Annotated in this window: 15 protein-coding genes; 11 read left to right on the forward strand and 4 right to left on the reverse strand. The window is 35.0% G+C overall.

Annotated elements, in window-relative coordinates; all coding sequences use genetic code 11:
• The first annotated feature begins 54 nt into the window (after positions 1 to 54).
• The 4 genes from AC2A1D_RS15100 to AC2A1D_RS15115 all read left to right on the forward strand — a co-directional run bounded on the left by AC2A1D_RS15100 (position 55) and on the right by AC2A1D_RS15115 (position 5,422).
• Positions 55 to 2,766, forward strand: coding sequence for a TonB-dependent receptor (locus AC2A1D_RS15100; RefSeq protein ID WP_484044405.1), 2,712 nt, complete (start codon positions 55 to 57; stop codon positions 2,764 to 2,766).
• An 89-nt stretch (positions 2,767 to 2,855) separates the two neighbouring features.
• On the forward strand, positions 2,856 to 3,293 hold the full coding sequence (locus tag AC2A1D_RS15105) for a hypothetical protein (RefSeq protein ID WP_484044406.1): 438 nt from the start codon (positions 2,856 to 2,858) through the stop codon (positions 3,291 to 3,293).
• Between the two features lie 35 nt (positions 3,294 to 3,328).
• The gene (locus tag AC2A1D_RS15110) at positions 3,329 to 4,321 is read left to right on the forward strand and encodes an aspartate-semialdehyde dehydrogenase (protein ID WP_484044407.1); all 993 of its coding nucleotides are present in this window, start codon (positions 3,329 to 3,331) and stop codon (positions 4,319 to 4,321) included.
• A 96-nt stretch (positions 4,322 to 4,417) separates the two neighbouring features.
• Positions 4,418 to 5,422 (forward strand): cation diffusion facilitator family transporter, encoded by a 1,005-nt coding sequence (locus AC2A1D_RS15115; RefSeq protein WP_484044408.1) that lies wholly within the window; start codon positions 4,418 to 4,420, stop codon positions 5,420 to 5,422.
• A gap of 25 nt (positions 5,423 to 5,447) precedes the next feature.
• Here AC2A1D_RS15115 and AC2A1D_RS15120 read toward each other — a convergent pair whose 3' ends face one another.
• Both AC2A1D_RS15120 and xrtF read right to left on the reverse strand, forming a co-directional pair.
• Positions 5,448 to 5,885: an exosortase F system-associated membrane protein gene (locus AC2A1D_RS15120; RefSeq protein WP_484044409.1), complete on the reverse strand. Its 438-nt coding sequence runs from the start codon at positions 5,883 to 5,885 to the stop codon at positions 5,448 to 5,450.
• Positions 5,882 to 6,403 carry an exosortase family protein XrtF gene (gene xrtF, locus AC2A1D_RS15125; RefSeq protein ID WP_484044410.1) on the reverse strand — a complete coding sequence of 174 codons (522 nt, stop codon included), beginning with the start codon at positions 6,401 to 6,403 and terminating at the stop codon, positions 5,882 to 5,884. The genes AC2A1D_RS15120 and xrtF overlap by 4 nt, the downstream gene beginning before the upstream one ends.
• Positions 6,404 to 6,454: 51 nt before the next feature.
• On the opposite strand from xrtF, the gene AC2A1D_RS15130 reads away from it, so the two are divergent.
• The 6 genes from AC2A1D_RS15130 to AC2A1D_RS15155 all read left to right on the forward strand — a co-directional run bounded on the left by AC2A1D_RS15130 (position 6,455) and on the right by AC2A1D_RS15155 (position 10,506).
• Positions 6,455 to 7,474, forward strand: coding sequence for an aminoglycoside phosphotransferase family protein (locus AC2A1D_RS15130; protein ID WP_484044411.1), 1,020 nt, complete (start codon positions 6,455 to 6,457; stop codon positions 7,472 to 7,474).
• 33 nt (positions 7,475 to 7,507) lie between these two features.
• Positions 7,508 to 7,912, forward strand: a complete 405-nt coding sequence (locus AC2A1D_RS15135; RefSeq protein ID WP_484044422.1) for a GxxExxY protein — start codon at positions 7,508 to 7,510, stop codon at positions 7,910 to 7,912.
• Between the two features lie 87 nt (positions 7,913 to 7,999).
• The gene (locus tag AC2A1D_RS15140; RefSeq protein WP_484044412.1) at positions 8,000 to 8,407 is read left to right on the forward strand and encodes a RapZ C-terminal domain-containing protein; all 408 of its coding nucleotides are present in this window, start codon (positions 8,000 to 8,002) and stop codon (positions 8,405 to 8,407) included.
• Between the two features lie 91 nt (positions 8,408 to 8,498).
• Positions 8,499 to 9,212 carry a nucleotidyltransferase family protein gene (locus tag AC2A1D_RS15145; protein ID WP_484044413.1) on the forward strand — a complete coding sequence of 238 codons (714 nt, stop codon included), beginning with the start codon at positions 8,499 to 8,501 and terminating at the stop codon, positions 9,210 to 9,212.
• Positions 9,213 to 9,218: 6 nt separating this feature from the next.
• Positions 9,219 to 9,974 (forward strand): LOG family protein, encoded by a 756-nt coding sequence (locus AC2A1D_RS15150; RefSeq protein ID WP_484044414.1) that lies wholly within the window; start codon positions 9,219 to 9,221, stop codon positions 9,972 to 9,974.
• 61 nt (positions 9,975 to 10,035) lie between these two features.
• On the forward strand, positions 10,036 to 10,506 hold the full coding sequence (locus tag AC2A1D_RS15155; protein WP_484044415.1) for a DUF6702 family protein: 471 nt from the start codon (positions 10,036 to 10,038) through the stop codon (positions 10,504 to 10,506).
• Between the two features lie 133 nt (positions 10,507 to 10,639).
• On the opposite strand, the gene AC2A1D_RS15160 is transcribed toward AC2A1D_RS15155, so the two are convergent.
• Together AC2A1D_RS15160 and AC2A1D_RS15165 are read right to left on the reverse strand one after the other, a co-directional pair.
• On the reverse strand, positions 10,640 to 12,025 hold the full coding sequence (locus AC2A1D_RS15160; RefSeq protein ID WP_484044416.1) for a M949_1556 family lipoprotein: 1,386 nt from the start codon (positions 12,023 to 12,025) through the stop codon (positions 10,640 to 10,642).
• A gap of 30 nt (positions 12,026 to 12,055) precedes the next feature.
• Positions 12,056 to 14,920 carry a carboxypeptidase regulatory-like domain-containing protein gene (locus AC2A1D_RS15165; protein WP_484044417.1) on the reverse strand — a complete coding sequence of 955 codons (2,865 nt, stop codon included), beginning with the start codon at positions 14,918 to 14,920 and terminating at the stop codon, positions 12,056 to 12,058.
• Between the two features lie 244 nt (positions 14,921 to 15,164).
• On the opposite strand from AC2A1D_RS15165, the gene AC2A1D_RS15170 reads away from it, so the two are divergent.
• Positions 15,165 to 16,352: an endonuclease/exonuclease/phosphatase family protein gene (locus tag AC2A1D_RS15170; RefSeq protein ID WP_484044418.1), complete on the forward strand. Its 1,188-nt coding sequence runs from the start codon at positions 15,165 to 15,167 to the stop codon at positions 16,350 to 16,352.
• The last annotated feature ends 429 nt before the right edge of the window (positions 16,353 to 16,781 follow it).

Below are 16,781 nucleotides of genomic sequence, written 5' to 3' on the forward strand. Positions count from 1 at the left end.
ACGAATAATTTTATGAATTTTGCATCAAATTAATTCTAACTATTACTTACGATTATGAAATTAATCAACAAATCGACGCTTACCGCTTTGATTACTTTATCGACGGCAAGTGTTTATTACTCTCAACAGGTAAAAGATACCTTACAAGATGGCAAATCAAGAGATATCGAAACTGTTGTAATCGCTGGTGTTGCAGATATCGCTAAAGACAGAAAAACTCCGGTAGCTGTTTCTACGATTAAAGAAGCTCAAATCCAAGAAAGAATTGGTAACCAAGAACTTCCAGAGCTATTAAACACAACTCCTTCTGTATATGCAACTAAATCTGGTGGAGGTTTTGGTGACTCAAAAATCAATATCCGAGGATTTGCTCAAGAAAACATCGCAGTAATGGTAAACGGTGTTCCTGTAAATGATATGGAATCTGGTGCTGTTTACTGGTCTAACTGGGCTGGTCTTTCTGATGTAACTTCTGCAATGCAGGTACAAAGAGGTTTAGGTTCTTCTAAATTAGCTATCGCTTCTGTAGGAGGTACAATGAACTATATTACTAGAGCTGCAGATAAAAAACAAGCAGGTAAAGTATCATTAGGTGTAGGTAATGAAGGGTATTTAAAAACTGTATTTTCTTACAACACAGGTAAGTCAGCTAAAGGATGGTCTTCATCATTTTTAATGGGTAGAACTGCTGGAGCAATGTACGCTAACGGAACAGATTTTGAAGGCTACAACTATTATTTTGCTTTAGGATACCAACCGAGCAAAAAGCACGATTTCCAATTTACAATTACTGGTGCGCCACAGTGGCACAACCAAAGATCTACTTCTACAACAATCCAAAACTATATCAAATACAATGCTGATCAGGACGGAACTCCTAACAGAAGATATAACGCAGATTGGGGATATGACAGCAATGGTGAACAATTATCTAACAGAGTAAATTATTACCACAAACCTGTATTGTCTCTTAACTGGGATTGGAATATTAGTGAGAAATCTAAACTTAATTCTGTTCTATATGCTTCTTTTGGTAGAGGTGGAGGTACTGGTGATTTAGGTAGAGTTCAAAACAAATCCTTTTCAGGATTCGTTACACCAGAAGGACAAATCGATTATAACGCTATCTTCACTGCCAATGCTGCTGTAAATGTAAACAGTGCTGCACCGCAAAGTACTTTAGTAAGAAGATCTTCTATTAATTCTCACAACTGGTACGGAGCTATCATTAGCTTCAACCACAAGATTAACGATAATATCAACTTTACTATTGGTACAGATAATAGATATTACTACGGATATCACTATCAAATCCTTTCTCACCTTTACGGAGCTTCAGGTTATAAGGACAACAAAAACAATAACTACTTTACATCTCCTGGAAACGTTTACACGGTAACACCAAGAGTAATTTCAAATGTTTTTGATCCAAGACCAACCGCCAATCCTTTTGGAGGAAAACTTAACAACGGAGAAGACAAAGTTGCTTACGACAACGATGGTGAAGTACTATGGTACGGTGGATTTGGGCAAATTGAATACTCTAACGACAAGCTTTCTGCTTTTGTTTCAGGAGCTCTTTCTAACCAATCTTTCCAAAGAATCGATCATTTCATCATTGATGGGGTAACATTATTAAACGGGCAACAAGCAGGATACATTAACTCTCCTTCTACAACAGTTGCACAACCTACAGCTACAAACCCTGTATTAAATACAAAAACAGGATTTAAAGATCTTTTAGGATATAACATTAAAGCTGGAGCTAACTATAATATCAATGAAAACCACAATGTATACGCAAACATTGGTTATTATTCTAAGCAACCTTTTTTAAATGCAGTTTACCCGAACAATAAAAACCTATTGAATCCCAATTTAACGAACGAAAAAATCTTCGGTCTTGAAGCAGGATACGGTTTCCGTTCTAGTATCTTTGATGCTACTCTTAACGTTTATAGAACTGAGTGGAAGGACAGATTCCAGAGAAGAACAAACCTTACTGTAACATATGAGGATCCATCGAATCCTGGTACAATGATTACTACTAACACAGCATATTCTAACATCCAAGGTATCACTGAAATCCATCAAGGTATTGAGCTTGAATTGACAGCTAAACCTCACAGAATGGTAGATGTATTTGGTATGCTTTCATTAAATGATTATCACTATAAGGGTAACGCCCAAGGAAATACATTTACAGAAAGTAATGAACTTATTGGTTCAAACTCACAAACTCTTTATTTAGATGGTGTAAAAGTAGGAAGTGCTGCACAAACTACAGTTGCAGGAGGATTCAACTTTAAACCAATTGATTGGTTCTCATTTGATGCTACATACAGAGGAGTAAAAGATCTTTATGCTAACTTAAATGTATTAAACTTCTCAAATGAAACTTCTCAAAGTAGAGGTGCATTAGAATTACCTTCATTCGGATTAGTAGATTTAGGAGTAACTTTCAAAGTAAAACTAAACAATCCTCGTCAATTCTTTACAATAAGAGGAAATGTATATAACTTACTAGATAAGACATATATTGCAGAATCTAACTCTAATATTCATGCAAATCTTAGCTTAGATGAGTATATAGCTGTTAACAGACCTGTACAATCTACTCCGTTAACAACGGCTCAGCTTACAACGCTTACGAATAACTACAATTCTTACAAAGCTGCAGGAAACTGGAATGGAATTAGCCAGCAAAACCAAGTATATTTCGGATACGGAAGAACATGGTCTGCAACATTATCATTCAACTTCTAATAAATTCAATTTATTACATACAAGACCCGGCAATTCTGCCGGGTTTTTTTGTTATCTTTGTCACTGAAAAATTTGAAACAAAACTAACGATGGATTTTTACAAAATTTTACTGCACTCTCATAAGGGATTTGCTTATTTAGAATTACTTTTCGCGGCACTATTCCTGGTTGCTTTATTAGCTACAATGTTTGGCTTCAGCGGGAAAGTAAACAAGTTCTTAAAGAAAACAACCCTTTTCACGATGATTTTCTTCCACATTCAGTTTACGATTGGGGCAATTATGCTATTCGTTTCACCAGGTGTGAAAGCAGCCATTTCATCAGGAACATTAATGAGTGATGCATATGCAAGATTTCAATATGTAGAACATCCATTTTCTATGTTGATTGCGGCAGTTTTAATGACCATCATCAACAAAAAACTAAAAACTGCAGACACAATTTCTGTTGCCATTGTAGCAATGGGAGTAGTTGCAGTTGCATTATTCGGATATGCGTTTCCTTGGGCTAGAGTCTTCGGAGCATAAATTATATTAACTTAAATAATTTTTTAATCACTAAAATGAAAGTAGCTGTAGTAGGTTCAACAGGAATGGTTGGACAAGTTATGCTTAAAGTTCTCGAAGAGAGAAACTTCCCTGTCACAGAATTAATTCCGGTAGCATCGGAGAAATCAATTGGCAAAAAGGTGAAGTATAAACAGGAAGAATTTACGATTGTAAGCATGAAAGACGCTATAGCTGCCAAACCGGATATCGCTATCTTCTCTGCTGGTGGTGGAACTTCTTTAGAATTTGCCCCTCTTTTTGCAGAAGTTGGTACAACAGTAATCGATAATTCTTCTGCTTGGAGAATGGATCCTACTAAGAAATTGGTCGTTCCTGAAATCAACGCAGATGTTTTAACTCCGGAAGATAAAATTATTGCTAATCCAAACTGTTCTACCATTCAGTTGGTAATGGTTTTAGGGCCTTTAAATAAAAAATACGACCTAAAAAGAGTAATCGTTTCTACCTACCAATCGGTAACAGGAACTGGTAAAGCCGCTGTAGATCAATTAAACGGAGAAATCTCTGGTGATGATTCTATTGCTAAAGTGTATCCTTATCAAATCTTCAAAAATGCACTTCCACATTGTGATGTTTTTGCGGATGACGATTACACGAAGGAAGAAATTAAATTAATGAAAGAACCTAAGAAAATTTTAGGTGATGATACATTTAATTTAACAGCAACTGCAGTAAGAGTTCCGGTACAAGGAGGTCATTCTGAAAGCGTAAACATCGAATTTGAAAACGAATTCGACCTAGACGAAGTAAGAAAAATCTTAGCTGAAACTCCAGGAGTTGTAGTGATGGATAACGTACAAAACAACGAATATCCAATGCCGCTTTACTCTGAAGGTAAAGACGAGGTTTTCGTAGGAAGAATCAGAAGAGACCCTTCTCAACCAAAAACGTTGAACTGTTGGATTGTCGCAGACAACCTCCGAAAAGGGGCTGCAACCAACGCGGTTCAGATTGCAGAATATCTGGTTGAAAAAAACTTAGTATAAGCTAACAAAAAAGAAAAAGAGTCTCAAACGAGATTCTTTTTTTTTCCACTTTAAAGCTACGGAGTAGCAAAATAAAAAAGCAATTTCATACATTTTATGCCTTCAAAAAATCAGACATACAACAGCCAAATTGGTTTCCAAAAGATGATTGCATCATTTGGAGTATTCCTTTTCATTGCTAAAATTATCGCATGGAAACTCACCGATTCCGACTCTGTATTCTCCGATGCCATGGAAAGCATTGTGAATATCATTAGTGCATTTATGGGGCTTTATTCGCTTTATCTTGCGGCAAAACCAAGAGATGAAGAACATCCTTACGGACATGGAAAAGTAGAATTCGTAACCTCCGGAATTGAAGGTGCCTTGATTGCTATTGCAGGTATCATGATTATCTACGAAAGTGCTTTAAGCCTTGTTGTACCGAAAATCATCAACAAAGTAGATTGGGGAATGGCGATTATTGCCGGAACCGCTCTCATCAATTATTTTTTAGGATATATCTCTATTAAAAAAGGAAAGAAGGTAAACTCGGCTGTCCTTATTTCATCAGGAAAACATTTGCAGTCGGATACCATTACTACTTTTGGAGTTGTGATAAGTTTGGTAATTGTTTATTTTACCAAAATATATTGGATAGATTCTGTTGTTGCTTTAGCATTTGGGTTGTACATTATTTTTGTTGGTTATAAAATAATCCGAAAAGCGCTTAGCGGAATTATGGATGAACAAGACCCAGCTCTTCTTCGTCAAATTGTAAAGATTTTAGAAGCCAACAGACAAACCGAATGGATAGACATTCACAACATGAAAATCCAGCAATTTGGAGCTTCACTTCACATCGACGCCCATATTACACTTCCTTATTATTACAGCCTTCGTGAAGCGCATAAAGAGATGGAAAAGGTAATTATTCTTCTCGCATCTCACACCAAAAGAAATGTGGAATTTAATTTTCATATGGATGATTGTAAAACTTTTTCTTGCCCAGTTTGCCAAATTAAAGATTGCCCTGCAAGAGAACGTAACTTTATAAAAAGAGTGACTTGGACACCGGAAAACGTAACCAATGTCGATAAGCATACAGCAGAATTTTTTTAATTTTTTCACAAAAAAAGCAACTTTATTACAGGCTGCTTTTCAACATCTGTTTTCTGTAATAAAACAAAGGAATAATGAGCAAAAGAATTAAAGGCTGAATGACAAATCTTCTGATGTAAAAAGAGAAAAGATACCCTACTTCGAATCTATCGTTTATACAAAAAAGATAGGCAGGAAAAGTAATCAGAAAAACTATTGAAATTAAAATTGCCGCCTGAAAAGTCCATTCTTTATTTTTAAAAATGAAATGGATAATCATCACTGAAAAAAATAGATTGAGCGCAAATCTAAAAAGATGACTTGCCATTAATTTTCCCCAAACAAAATCAGGAAACTTGGCATTTTTAGTCGCCTCATGAAAGTATTCTAAAAAAGGGTCGTAAAAGAGCGTATCCTCAAAAACACGCACCGCAACAATTCCGAAAATTCCTAAAAGAATAAAAAACCAACTGAGAACTTTCATTTTTTTAACGCAAAAAATTTAATCCAAACCAACCACAAAACGACTACCGTTCCGTAAATAATTGCAGGGAAAATATAATCGTGTCCCCACTTGCTGTATTGCGGATAATCTCTCATAACGATGTTCAAACCAACAATTCTAAGAACATTCATCACATACAAAATAGCAAAACCACCAAGCGCAAACAGAAACGTTTTTGAACCTTTAAAAAAAGCAAAAACAAACGCTAGAAAAAGGATAATTACCGAAAGCGCGTTGCAACCTTCAACCATTCTTGTAACGTATTTTCCGTTGACGTGGAACCACACCTGCTCATTCGGAATATCATCATAAAACAGCGTTTTGTAGCCTAAAGCATTCTGAATATATTTCACCTGATTGGCGGTCATTCTTGAATAAGGGTCTAAACCTGAATTTTGAAATTGATTCAAATAAAACTGATACGCAAAAATCAACACCAAATAAATAATGATGAAGCGCAACAAAATCCCGAGTACAGGTTTAAAGTCCTTAAGCATAGCACAAAGATAAAATATTCAGTTGTAAATCATTATATTTGTTTCCGTATTATGACTCAGGAAAACGCAAAAGAATTTTTCGAAAAACACTTCGGTCAACCATCGTCCGAATTTGTAACCTTGGCGCAAAGCGGTTCTTCAAGGGTGAATTACAAGGCTTCTAACAGCACCGGAAACTACATTATTACCTACAACGAAAATCTTAGAGAAAATGAAGCTTTTCTTTATTTTTCAAAGATTTTTCAGGATTTAAAACTTAATACACCGCAAATATTTGCAGTTTCGGAAGACCGAAAAATCTACATTCAGGAATTTTTAGGGCAAAAAACTTTGTCTGAAGTGATTGCCGAAGAAGCTCAGTCTGAACATGTAACGGAGCTCGTTAAGCAAACTTTAAAAAAACTTTTTGAGCTTCAACAAAAAACAGCTCATTGCATAGATTACAAGCAAACGTTTGAATACGAAAGCTATGATGAGCTCCCAATAATGCACGATTTGTATTATTTTAAAAACTTCACAGCAGACTTTTTAGATTTAGAATATCATAAATCTTCTTTATTAAAAGAGTTTAAAAACATCGTTCAGCTTGTAGAAAATTTAGAACCAAAAGGTTTGATGATTCGTGATTTTCAAGCGAGAAATATTATGGTAAATGAAGAAAACCAAGTTTCATTTATTGATTATCAAGCTGCGATGAGAGGACCTTTCATGTACGATGTTATTTCTTTTTTGTTTCAGGCGAAAGCCAATTTCTCTGAAGATTTCAAAAACGAAATGCTTACATTCTACACAGAACTATTTGATGATGAAGAAATTAAATCTAAACTAAAAAACTCGGTAAAGCTACTTCAGTTGATGAGATACTTACAAGTTCTCGGTGCTTATGGTTTGAGAGGTTTGGTACAAAGAAAAGCGCACTTCATCGCAAGTATCGAAAAAGGAATACAAAACATTACTGAATTTGCCTCCAATTGGGAAGAAATACAAAACTATTCGGAGCTACAAAATGTAATTGCACAACTTAATTCTGAGGAAACAAAGCTTAAAATTGAAAGGATAATAAACCATTAAGATTCAATTAAGAAGTTAAGAATATTAAGCATGATGACTAAAAAGGAAGTAACACAATTATCCTATGAAATTACTGGATTGGCAATAAAAGTTCACAAGAATCTTGGTCCAGGTTTACTAGAAAGTATTTATGAAGAATGCCTAAAAATTGAACTTATAAATAATGGATACGATGTAAAGCAACAATTATACGTCCCGATTAATTATGAAGGAGTTGAAATAAAAACAAAACTTGTAGTAGATTTATTGGTAAATGATTGTATAATTATAGAGTTAAAAGCCATCGAAGAGATTTTGCCAATTCATGAAGCACAACTTTTAACTTATATGAAAGTACTGAAAAAACCACAAGGCTTATTAATTAACTTTTACACTAATAATATTACAAAATCACTAAGACCATTTATAAACGAGTATTTTAAAGCGCTCCCAGACTAAAGTTTTGATTTGTCAAAACCCTTAATAACTCTTAACAACTTAATTGAATCTTAATGGTTTAATTTAACTATAAATAAATTATAAAACATGCTAAACATAGACATTCACAGTTTTTCTTATAAAAAAGGAGGGATTCCTAAAGACAACACCGGTAATGGAGGCGGTTTCACCTTCGATTGCAGAGGAATTTTAAACCCAGGAAGAATCGAAGAGTATAAAACCCAAACCGGAAATGACATTGGCGTACAAGAATACCTTGAAACCCAAACCGAAATGCCGAAATTTTTAGAACTCATCAAAAATTTAGTTTCTATTAACATCGACAATTATATCAGCAGAAATTTCGAAGACCTGCAAATCAGTTTTGGTTGTACAGGAGGGCAACACAGATCGGTCTATTCTGCCATAAAAATCGCTGAGTTCATCAAAGAAAAATACGGAGACAAAGTAGCAGTAAAGATTAACCACGACGAACAACACCACCTTAATCATTAATAATGAGTGATGGGTAATGAGTAATCTGACTTGCGAAAATTACTCGTTACCTATTATTTACTACTTTTAAATTGCTTATTACTCATAAAAAATGAAGGCTTTAATTTTTGCAGCAGGAAAAGGAACCCGTCTGAAACCTTTCACAGATCATCATCCAAAAGCTTTGGCAAAGGTGAATGAAGTGCCACTTTTAGAAAGAAATATAAAATATCTCCAAAGTTTCGGAATCAACGATTTTGTGATCAACGTACATCATTTTGGAAGTCAGATTGTAGATTTTTTGAAGATCAACAATAATTTTAATGCTAAAATTGAAATTTCTGATGAGTCTGAAGAACTCTTGGAAACCGGTGGCGGATTGGTTTTTGCGAGACGATTTTTGGATCATGGTGAAGATTTTATCATCATGAATGCAGACATTCTTACAGAAATCAACATCAATGATTTAGTAGAATATCATAAAAGAATGAAAGATTTTGCTACTTTAGCAGTATCAGATCGTGAAAGTTCTAGAAAACTCCTTTTCAATGACGATTTTGTATTGAGAGGATGGCTGAATGTACAGACCGGAGAACAGCGACTTGCAGAGTTCAACAAAGGATTTAAAGCATTTGCTTTCAGCGGAGTACACTGCATTAACCCTGTCATTTTTAACAAGATTAAAAGAACAGGAAAGTTCTCTGTAATGGAAGAATATCTCGATCTGATGCAGACAGAACATATTCATGGTTTTTTGCACCAAAGCATCTTAATTGATGTAGGCAGACCACAATCTGTGCTGGAAGCAGAGAAATATTTTAAATAACACGAAATGCAAAACGAAGATCAATTGAGGCACGAAAATCTGGCAAATCATCAGCTGGACATTAATGAAAAAAAACTTCATAATAGCTTGAAGGCTAAAACTTGGGACGAGACGATTACCAAAGATAGCTGGATGGTTTTTAAAGTAATGGCAGAATTTGTTGACGGCTACGAAAAGCTGGCGAAGATTGGTCCTTGTGTTTCAATTTTCGGTTCTGCAAGACTGAAACCTCAGTCGAAATATTATAAAATGGCGGTAGAAATTGCTGAAAAAATTACAGCAATTGGCTTCGGAATTATTACCGGAGGCGGACCCGGAATTATGGAAGCCGGTAACAGAGGCGCATACAACGCGCACGGAAAATCTATCGGCCTAAATATTGAGCTTCCCTTTGAGCAACACTTCAACCCCTATATCGACAAAATGTATTCGATGGATTTCGACTACTTCTTTGTAAGAAAGGTAATGTTTGTAAAATATTCCCAAGGTTTTATTGTAATGCCGGGAGGATTTGGTACATTAGACGAGCTTACAGAAGCAATGACGCTTATTCAAACTAAAAAAATAGGAAGATTCCCTATTGTTTTGGTAGGTTCAGAGTTTTGGGGCGGACTTTTAGATTGGTTTAAAGATACTCTTCTGAAAGAAAAAATGATTTCTGAACCAGATTTAGAACTGTACCGAGTGGTAGATACCGCAGATGAGGCTGTAGAACATATTAAATCTTTCTACGACAAGTATTCTGTAAGCGTAAACTTCTGATTGGCATGTATTTTGACCATTTTAATTAAACCATAAATGATTGAAAAATCTACTCACTAAAATGAAAAAATTTTTATACATAACAGGGATTTTTGCAATCCTTTCTCTTATGAGTTTTGCTGTTTTTGATTTTTACTCATCAATGACCAAAGCAGATTATGTTGAAGGAAGCAAAACGTTAAAATTTACTACTAAAATTAATACCGGTCATATTTCTGATGCAATTAAAATTAATAGAAATACCGCAGGATTTGAAGCTGAAGTAAAAAAATATGTAAATAATAACTTCGATGTGTACGTAAACGGAGCTCCTAAAAACTTAACTTTTACAGGAAGTCAAGTAAGTGGAGAAACGGTATGGGTTTATTTTGAAGCGAATGGAATTTCAGAAATTAACTCATTAAAAATTAAAAATACTATTCTTTTAGGAGCATTTCCGAAACAGATAAACCTTGTAAACATTGCCTATAAAGGAAGTCAGAAAACAATGAATTTCCAACGAGGAAAAGAGGTAAATGAAGTTGATTTCTAAAGAATAACAACATTATATCTTTTACAGCCACTGACGTTTCAGTGGCTTTTTTGTGCTTATTAAAGGAAATAATATATAAAAAAAGAGAGATCATTCGTATGAATGATCTCTCTTTTTTTAATAATCAAGAATATTATAAAGCTTGAATGTTATCTAATTGAATTGTTGTAGAAGCGCCACTTGCATTCCCTGAATATTCAAAAACTACAAATCCATTTCCTGTAAGTGCAGCTGGAATATTGTAAGTTCCTGCAGGAGCCAATACGCCATATCCAGAAGCAGGTACTTGAGGAATCGTAAAGTTTGAAGTAATATCAGTAAGTGTAGCTGCAGAAATATCTCCTAATGCTGTATAGTTGGTTGTAGTATAAACTTTCAACACATTCGCATTCCAGAATCCTACGTTTACATCAAATTTAAACTGGCTTGCTGCTGTAAAATCTATTGGAACGATAAAATAGGTGATGTAACTACCAGAACCTGCGTTTGCAGAAAGCTGGATATACTTGTTCCCACTAAATGTTTTTAATTGCCAGTATCTATTCCCTACCAAAGCATCGTTTACATATTTAGGGTATACTTCAAGGTTTGTACCTGTATAGCTTTCAAAGTTTTCTATAAATGCTCCAGAATATGTAATAGCTGTTCCTCCTTTTGGTGGTGCAGAGTCTACTCTAGTTCCTGTAAATTTAAGATCATTTGTATTTCTGATCAGCATTTGCCATGATGTATTGTATCTGCTTACAACGAAAGTCGCAGATCCGTTTCCTGTAGGAAGTTTTTTAGATCCTTCAGAGAAGTATCCAGAATTTCTAATTACTACAGAGTTACCAGAAGGGTCTTCAATAGTTCTGTCTGTATCTACCCCTGCTCCATTTACATAGTCTATAAATGTTTTAGGAGTTGGGTAAAGATCACCTGTCGTAAATTGTGCAGATGGTACTTTTACCAACATATTAATGTATTGCTCGTTTTTAGCAGCATTAATGTCGGTTAATTCAATTGGTTTAAGTGTTACCACTTCTAAACCGTTTCCATTACAAACACCTGCAACGTATCTACTTAATAAAGAAGCAGGTACTCTACCAATATTATACGTAGGATCAACAGAACCAATTTTTACAGTACCTCTATCTAAACCTAATCTTAAACCCTTTGCATTAATTCTAATGTGAGCTCCAACTGGGAAATCTGCATAGTTGCTTGATCTGTCTACCTCAATTTGAAGACCAGCGGTTGGATTTTCAGGTTTATCCTGGAAAGAGATTGTTTTATAGAAGTTCCCGTTTTCGTCTGAAGAAACAACATAACCGTCGAAAATTTTATCTTCAGTAATAAGTAAATAACCAGAAGAAGGAGCTAAAGCTTTAAATGCAGCTAAAGTTGTATTGGTTGTAGGAAATTTATTTTCACAATTAATTGGAGGTGTCTCCCACTCGTCTTTCTGAGTACAAGAAGTAATAGCAATTGCCGATAAAGCAACACCAGTTACAAAACTTAAGTATTTTTTTATATTCATTGTCGTAATTTTTTAAGGATAAAAAGTGTATTAGAATCTAAACTGTAAATTTACAAAATATGATCTCCCTTGTGTGTACCAATATTTTGGTGCAAACAAAGTGTATTCTCTGCTATAATCTTCAACAAATGTGTTGTATTTAGCATTTCTTACCTGCTCAAATCCTCCGGTAATATATTTAGTATTATCGAATACATTATTTACTGAGGCAGAAATTAGCACATAATACTTACCAATAAGCCAAGACTTCCCTGCATTAACATTAAAGAAATGAGCAGAAGGTAATTTATTTGGCTGAAGTACAGCTCTTAAATCTGCTTCTGTAAGCCCGTAGAATGGCGTTGCAGAAGTATTATTTTGTACAAAAGACTCGGTACGTACCAATGCAGCAGGGTCAAGATAATTATCATCAAGATAATTCCAATTGGCACCAACCCACCAATATTTTGGAGAATTGTATCTGAAACCTAATGAATATGCTTGTTGAGGAGTACCTCCTTGTCTATAGTTTTTAATATAGGCTTTACCTAGATTTGTGTAAGATAAACCGTTGGCAAAAGCTCCCACTGCATCTGATGCGTAGTACGTGGTTGGATCATTTTGATACGTGTACTGCCCATAACTTGCAACTCCTTGTAACGATAGAGTAGGAAGAATTTTTACATCCACACCAAGTTCAGCTCCCATATTTCTTCTCTTAACATCCGTCATCACCTGAGTTACAAAAGCACTTTGTACATTGGTTGCATTACCGTCTACATCAACACCGTCCAAAGGAAGTCCATCTGCAAAGAATCTCTGCACTGTTGTTTCGTTTTCAGTATTTACCAAAAATCCTGTAAGTCTCATCTTAAGGAATGGGGTAGAAATTACGTAGCTTAAATCATTTGCACTAACAACTGTACTTTTGATATTAGGAGCTACAGAACCGTTTACTCTTGGGTTAAAATATAAATCTTCTAAGAACGGAGCTTGGTTATAATACGCACCATTATAAACAAAGAAGTTTCTTCCGTTTAGTCTATAAATAGCTTGTGCTTTTAAACCAAAATTCCAAAAATTATAATCTGTCCCTTTTCCTAAAGAATTATCATATAAATAATGTTTGAAAAGACCTTCTCTGTTTGAAGTAGAATATCCTGCCAAAGCAGAAACAAACACATCAAACTTACCTGTTGAGAATTTATAACCCGGATTTACTTTAACCTCCTGTCTTCTAAAAATATAATCGTAGGTCATTTTATCGCCTACTTTTTTAGTTACGTTTTCTTCACCTTCGTTAAAAAGGCCAGATTTTCCTGGTTGATTTGTTGCTGCGAATGGATCTCTGTTTAAAACAAAGTCTGCTCCTAGTAAATCATTTACCTCTCTATACTGCTCAGAACGATAATTCTGATAAGAAACATTTAAGATAAATTTAGAATTATCATTAAAGTTATGAGTAAGGTGAGTAGAAGCATTAAAGATCTTATCATCGCTTACGTCATTTACAAGATAATACAAAGCTCTTTTCCCAGTCTGTCCGTAATAAGTTCCTGCGGGTTGCGCCATATTCCTTCTGTAGAGTCTGTCCCAGTTAATCTGAGTTACATTAGGATCTCCATTTTGCCAAGCTGCTAAAGAAGTTTGGAAAGCATCTTGTGCCGTAGTTTGTGAACCATCTGGGTTAATCACAGAAGCATCAGGATTCAAAGAATCATAATAACTTGGTAAGTTTCTATAATAGGTTGGCGAAGGATTTTGAACATTTTGCCAATCTAAACGCGATCCTTTATCTTTTCCGAATTGATATGATACGGAAGTCCAAAGATTTGTTTTAGCATTAATTTTCCAGAAATCTTGAAGCTGAAGAATAGGTTGAAAGCCTCTTCTTACTCTTTCACTTCTCTGCTCTCCATTTTGGTAACCCCAATACGAGTTGTAGTGTACACCTCTGTAATCATACACTTCTTGAGTGCTTGGTGATGCAGTAGACCTTCTGTAAGGAGCCCCAATAAAGTTGAAAGTCATCGTATGGCTATCATTAAACTTTTTTTCGATTCCTAGATAAGCACCATAAGCATCGTAAAATGTTCCTTCCTGAATACCTTCTTCTGCCCATCTTCTAGCTCCCATTACAGTAAAAGCCCATCCTTTTTTACTCATACCAGAAGTATATCTTAAAGAAAAACGGTTTCTGTAATTTCTGTTGGTAATAGAATAGGTTCCTTGGAAGCCTTTTCTATACTCGCTAGCTTTGGTATTTTTGTAAATTACCGAAGAATTTCCACCAAAAGCATACTCAGAAGGAGCATGGTTTTGTGAAATTTCAGGATATCTTGTAATTTCGTTTAAACCACCCCAGTTTCCAAAATCTACACTTCCATTGTCAGATTTTACCATAGAAACACCATTCAGCATATTCTCCCCCATTCTTCCATCAATTCCTCTCGGCCTAAACCAATAAAAACCAAGGTCGAAAGAAGCAATTCTACTGAAGACATCTTGTGATGATTGTAAAAGACCTACTGTAGAGGCTTGGCTGCTAGAATCTTCATCGTCATCACTATCTAGAATAGTAAGACCTTGATCTGCACCAGTAAGAGCTGAACCCAGTACTAATACCCCTAAATCTTTTTTCTTCTCGTCGCTGGTTACATCAAAATCTACAACTTTCGTTTCATAGTTTGGCTTGGTAATGACCATCTGATAATGACCAGGCTGAAGATCTACAAGCTGGAAATACCCAACTTTATCTGCCGTCACATCACTTTCGCTCCCTTTCAGATCTACTTCTGCTTTTTCTACAGGTTTGCCATCTCCATCTTTTAGATATGCAAAAACTGTGGTCTGTGCATAATAATAAGATGCGGGCAACAATGTAAATAAAGAGACTAATGATAGCTTTTTAAACATGTATATATTTTTTTAATACTTTCTTTGTTAATTCTCAATAAGTTAAAAAACTTTTGGGGGCACAAATTTAAACAAATTAATTATTCAAAAAAGATTTTAATATTACTTTTTCTTAATATTGTTAAAGTTTTATATTATCTTGTATGTTCTTCTGCAAAACATCGTTATAAATTTACAAATATTTAAAATGCAATGTTTTAAAATTTTTAACTTTGCACATTAATTAAACGTAATATTTCTGAAAATGAAAAAATCATTCAGCATACTGATGCTTGCATTGGCTACCTTCAGTTTTGCGCAGCAAGGTAAACTTAGAAAAGTTGCCACTGTAGGTTTCCTAAACGTAGAAAACCTTTGGGATACTATTAAATCTGCAGATTATATCGATGGAACAAAAGATATTAAAAACCCCGCATTCCATAGAAGTATTCCTTTAGACAGCGTAAAATTTCTTGAAGCTGAAAAATATGAAGGTGTTTGGAGCGATAGCGAACTAAAAGGTAAAAAAGCCATCAGATTCCAAAGTGGTGCCGATGAATTCACTCCTACAAGCGCCAAAAACTATAATACTAAAGTTTATAAACAGAAATTGGCCAACGAAGCGAAAGTTATTTCTGAAATGGGCGCTCAATATACCAAAACAGCTCCTGTCGTTGTTGGTCTTATAGAAGTAGAAAACAGAAAAGTAATAGAAGATCTTGTAAAAGAACCTGCCTTAGCAAAATATGACTATGGTATCGTACACTACAACTCCTATGATTATAGAGGGATCGATGTAGCATTAATCTATCAAAAAAGAAGATTTACAGTAACCAATTCGGTAAAAAAAGAACTTAAAGTTTTCAACGAAGAAGGCAAAAGAGAATATACCAGAGATATTCTTGTTGTAAGCGGTCTTTTAGACAACGAAAAAGTAGCCTTCTTTATGAATCACTGGCCTTCAAGGAGAGGCGGTGAAGCAATATCTCTTCCAAAACGTATTGCAGCCGCTCAATTACTAAAAAAACAAATGGATAGTGTAAGATTGGCAGACCCATCGGTAAAACTTTTCGCAATGGGAGACTTTAACGATGATCCTGTAAGTTCAAGCTTGAAAAACCATTTAAAAGCGCAAGCAGATGCAAAAGATTTAAGCGAAACAACGCCGTACCTTAACTTAATGTACCCTTTATACAAAAAAGGAGTTGCTTCTTTAGCATATCAAGACGCCGGCAACCTTTTCGACCAAATTATTGTTTCTAAAAACGTAACATCAAAAGAAGTGGGAAAAGATTATTCAATCTACAAAGCAGAAATCTTTGCACCGCCATATCTCGTAAATAAAGAAGGTAATTATCGCGGCTATCCTTTCCGCTCATGGAACGGAGATCAGTTTACAGGAGGCTATAGCGATCACTTCCCAGCCTTTGTAGTCCTTCAAAAAGAACCTTAAATTAAATTGAAAAAGCACCTTGAAGGGTGCTTTTTTTATTTGTAATACTGCAATGTCAGAAATTAATTATTCTCTTACTATTGGATAGTATCACGCGACAAAAAGTATAAAAAATAATTTATCGCCCAAAAGCAATAAAATTAATTTCATTTTCCTCCACGAAACAAATTAATGTGATTTCCATTAAAAAACTAAAAACCATTCTAAAACTCTTTCTAAGAAGCTTATACCCGCTATCCGCTCATACTCCTCGTTCCTAGCTTTTCCGAAGCGCTCCAATGCTTTTCCTCTGCATAACCCCACATCTCTCCCATGCTCTCTAAAACTCTCCCATCCAAATGCGGGGTAACCGCTACTATCGGGGCTAGATATGAGTAATGAGTAATAAGTGATGAGTAATCGGGTTTAGGGTTTAGGGTTTAGCAAAAC

It is taken from the genome of Chryseobacterium sp. HNCC26DJ239, assembly GCF_057180445.1.

Bases quoted from the DNA above. Each gene is read 5' to 3' on its own strand.
- AC2A1D_RS15145 (WP_484044413.1), top strand. From the start codon at position 8,499: ATGAAGGCTTTAATTTTTGCAGCAGGAAAAGGAACCCGTCTGAAACCT.
- AC2A1D_RS15110 (WP_484044407.1), top strand. From the start codon at position 3,329: ATGAAAGTAGCTGTAGTAGGTTCAACAGGAATGGTTGGACAAGTTATG.
- AC2A1D_RS15135 (WP_484044422.1), top strand. From the start codon at position 7,508: ATGACTAAAAAGGAAGTAACACAATTATCCTATGAAATTACTGGATTG.
- AC2A1D_RS15160 (WP_484044416.1), bottom strand. From the start codon at position 12,025: ATGAATATAAAAAAATACTTAAGTTTTGTAACTGGTGTTGCTTTATCG.
- AC2A1D_RS15120 (WP_484044409.1), bottom strand. From the start codon at position 5,885: ATGAAAGTTCTCAGTTGGTTTTTTATTCTTTTAGGAATTTTCGGAATT.
- AC2A1D_RS15100 (WP_484044405.1), top strand. From the start codon at position 55: ATGAAATTAATCAACAAATCGACGCTTACCGCTTTGATTACTTTATCG.
- AC2A1D_RS15150 (WP_484044414.1), top strand. From the start codon at position 9,219: ATGCAAAACGAAGATCAATTGAGGCACGAAAATCTGGCAAATCATCAG.
- AC2A1D_RS15105 (WP_484044406.1), top strand. From the start codon at position 2,856: ATGGATTTTTACAAAATTTTACTGCACTCTCATAAGGGATTTGCTTAT.
- AC2A1D_RS15115 (WP_484044408.1), top strand. From the start codon at position 4,418: ATGCCTTCAAAAAATCAGACATACAACAGCCAAATTGGTTTCCAAAAG.
- AC2A1D_RS15140 (WP_484044412.1), top strand. From the start codon at position 8,000: ATGCTAAACATAGACATTCACAGTTTTTCTTATAAAAAAGGAGGGATT.
- AC2A1D_RS15155 (WP_484044415.1), top strand. From the start codon at position 10,036: ATGAAAAAATTTTTATACATAACAGGGATTTTTGCAATCCTTTCTCTT.
- xrtF (WP_484044410.1), bottom strand. From the start codon at position 6,403: ATGCTTAAGGACTTTAAACCTGTACTCGGGATTTTGTTGCGCTTCATC.
- AC2A1D_RS15130 (WP_484044411.1), top strand. From the start codon at position 6,455: ATGACTCAGGAAAACGCAAAAGAATTTTTCGAAAAACACTTCGGTCAA.
- AC2A1D_RS15170 (WP_484044418.1), top strand. From the start codon at position 15,165: ATGAAAAAATCATTCAGCATACTGATGCTTGCATTGGCTACCTTCAGT.
- AC2A1D_RS15165 (WP_484044417.1), bottom strand. From the start codon at position 14,920: ATGTTTAAAAAGCTATCATTAGTCTCTTTATTTACATTGTTGCCCGCA.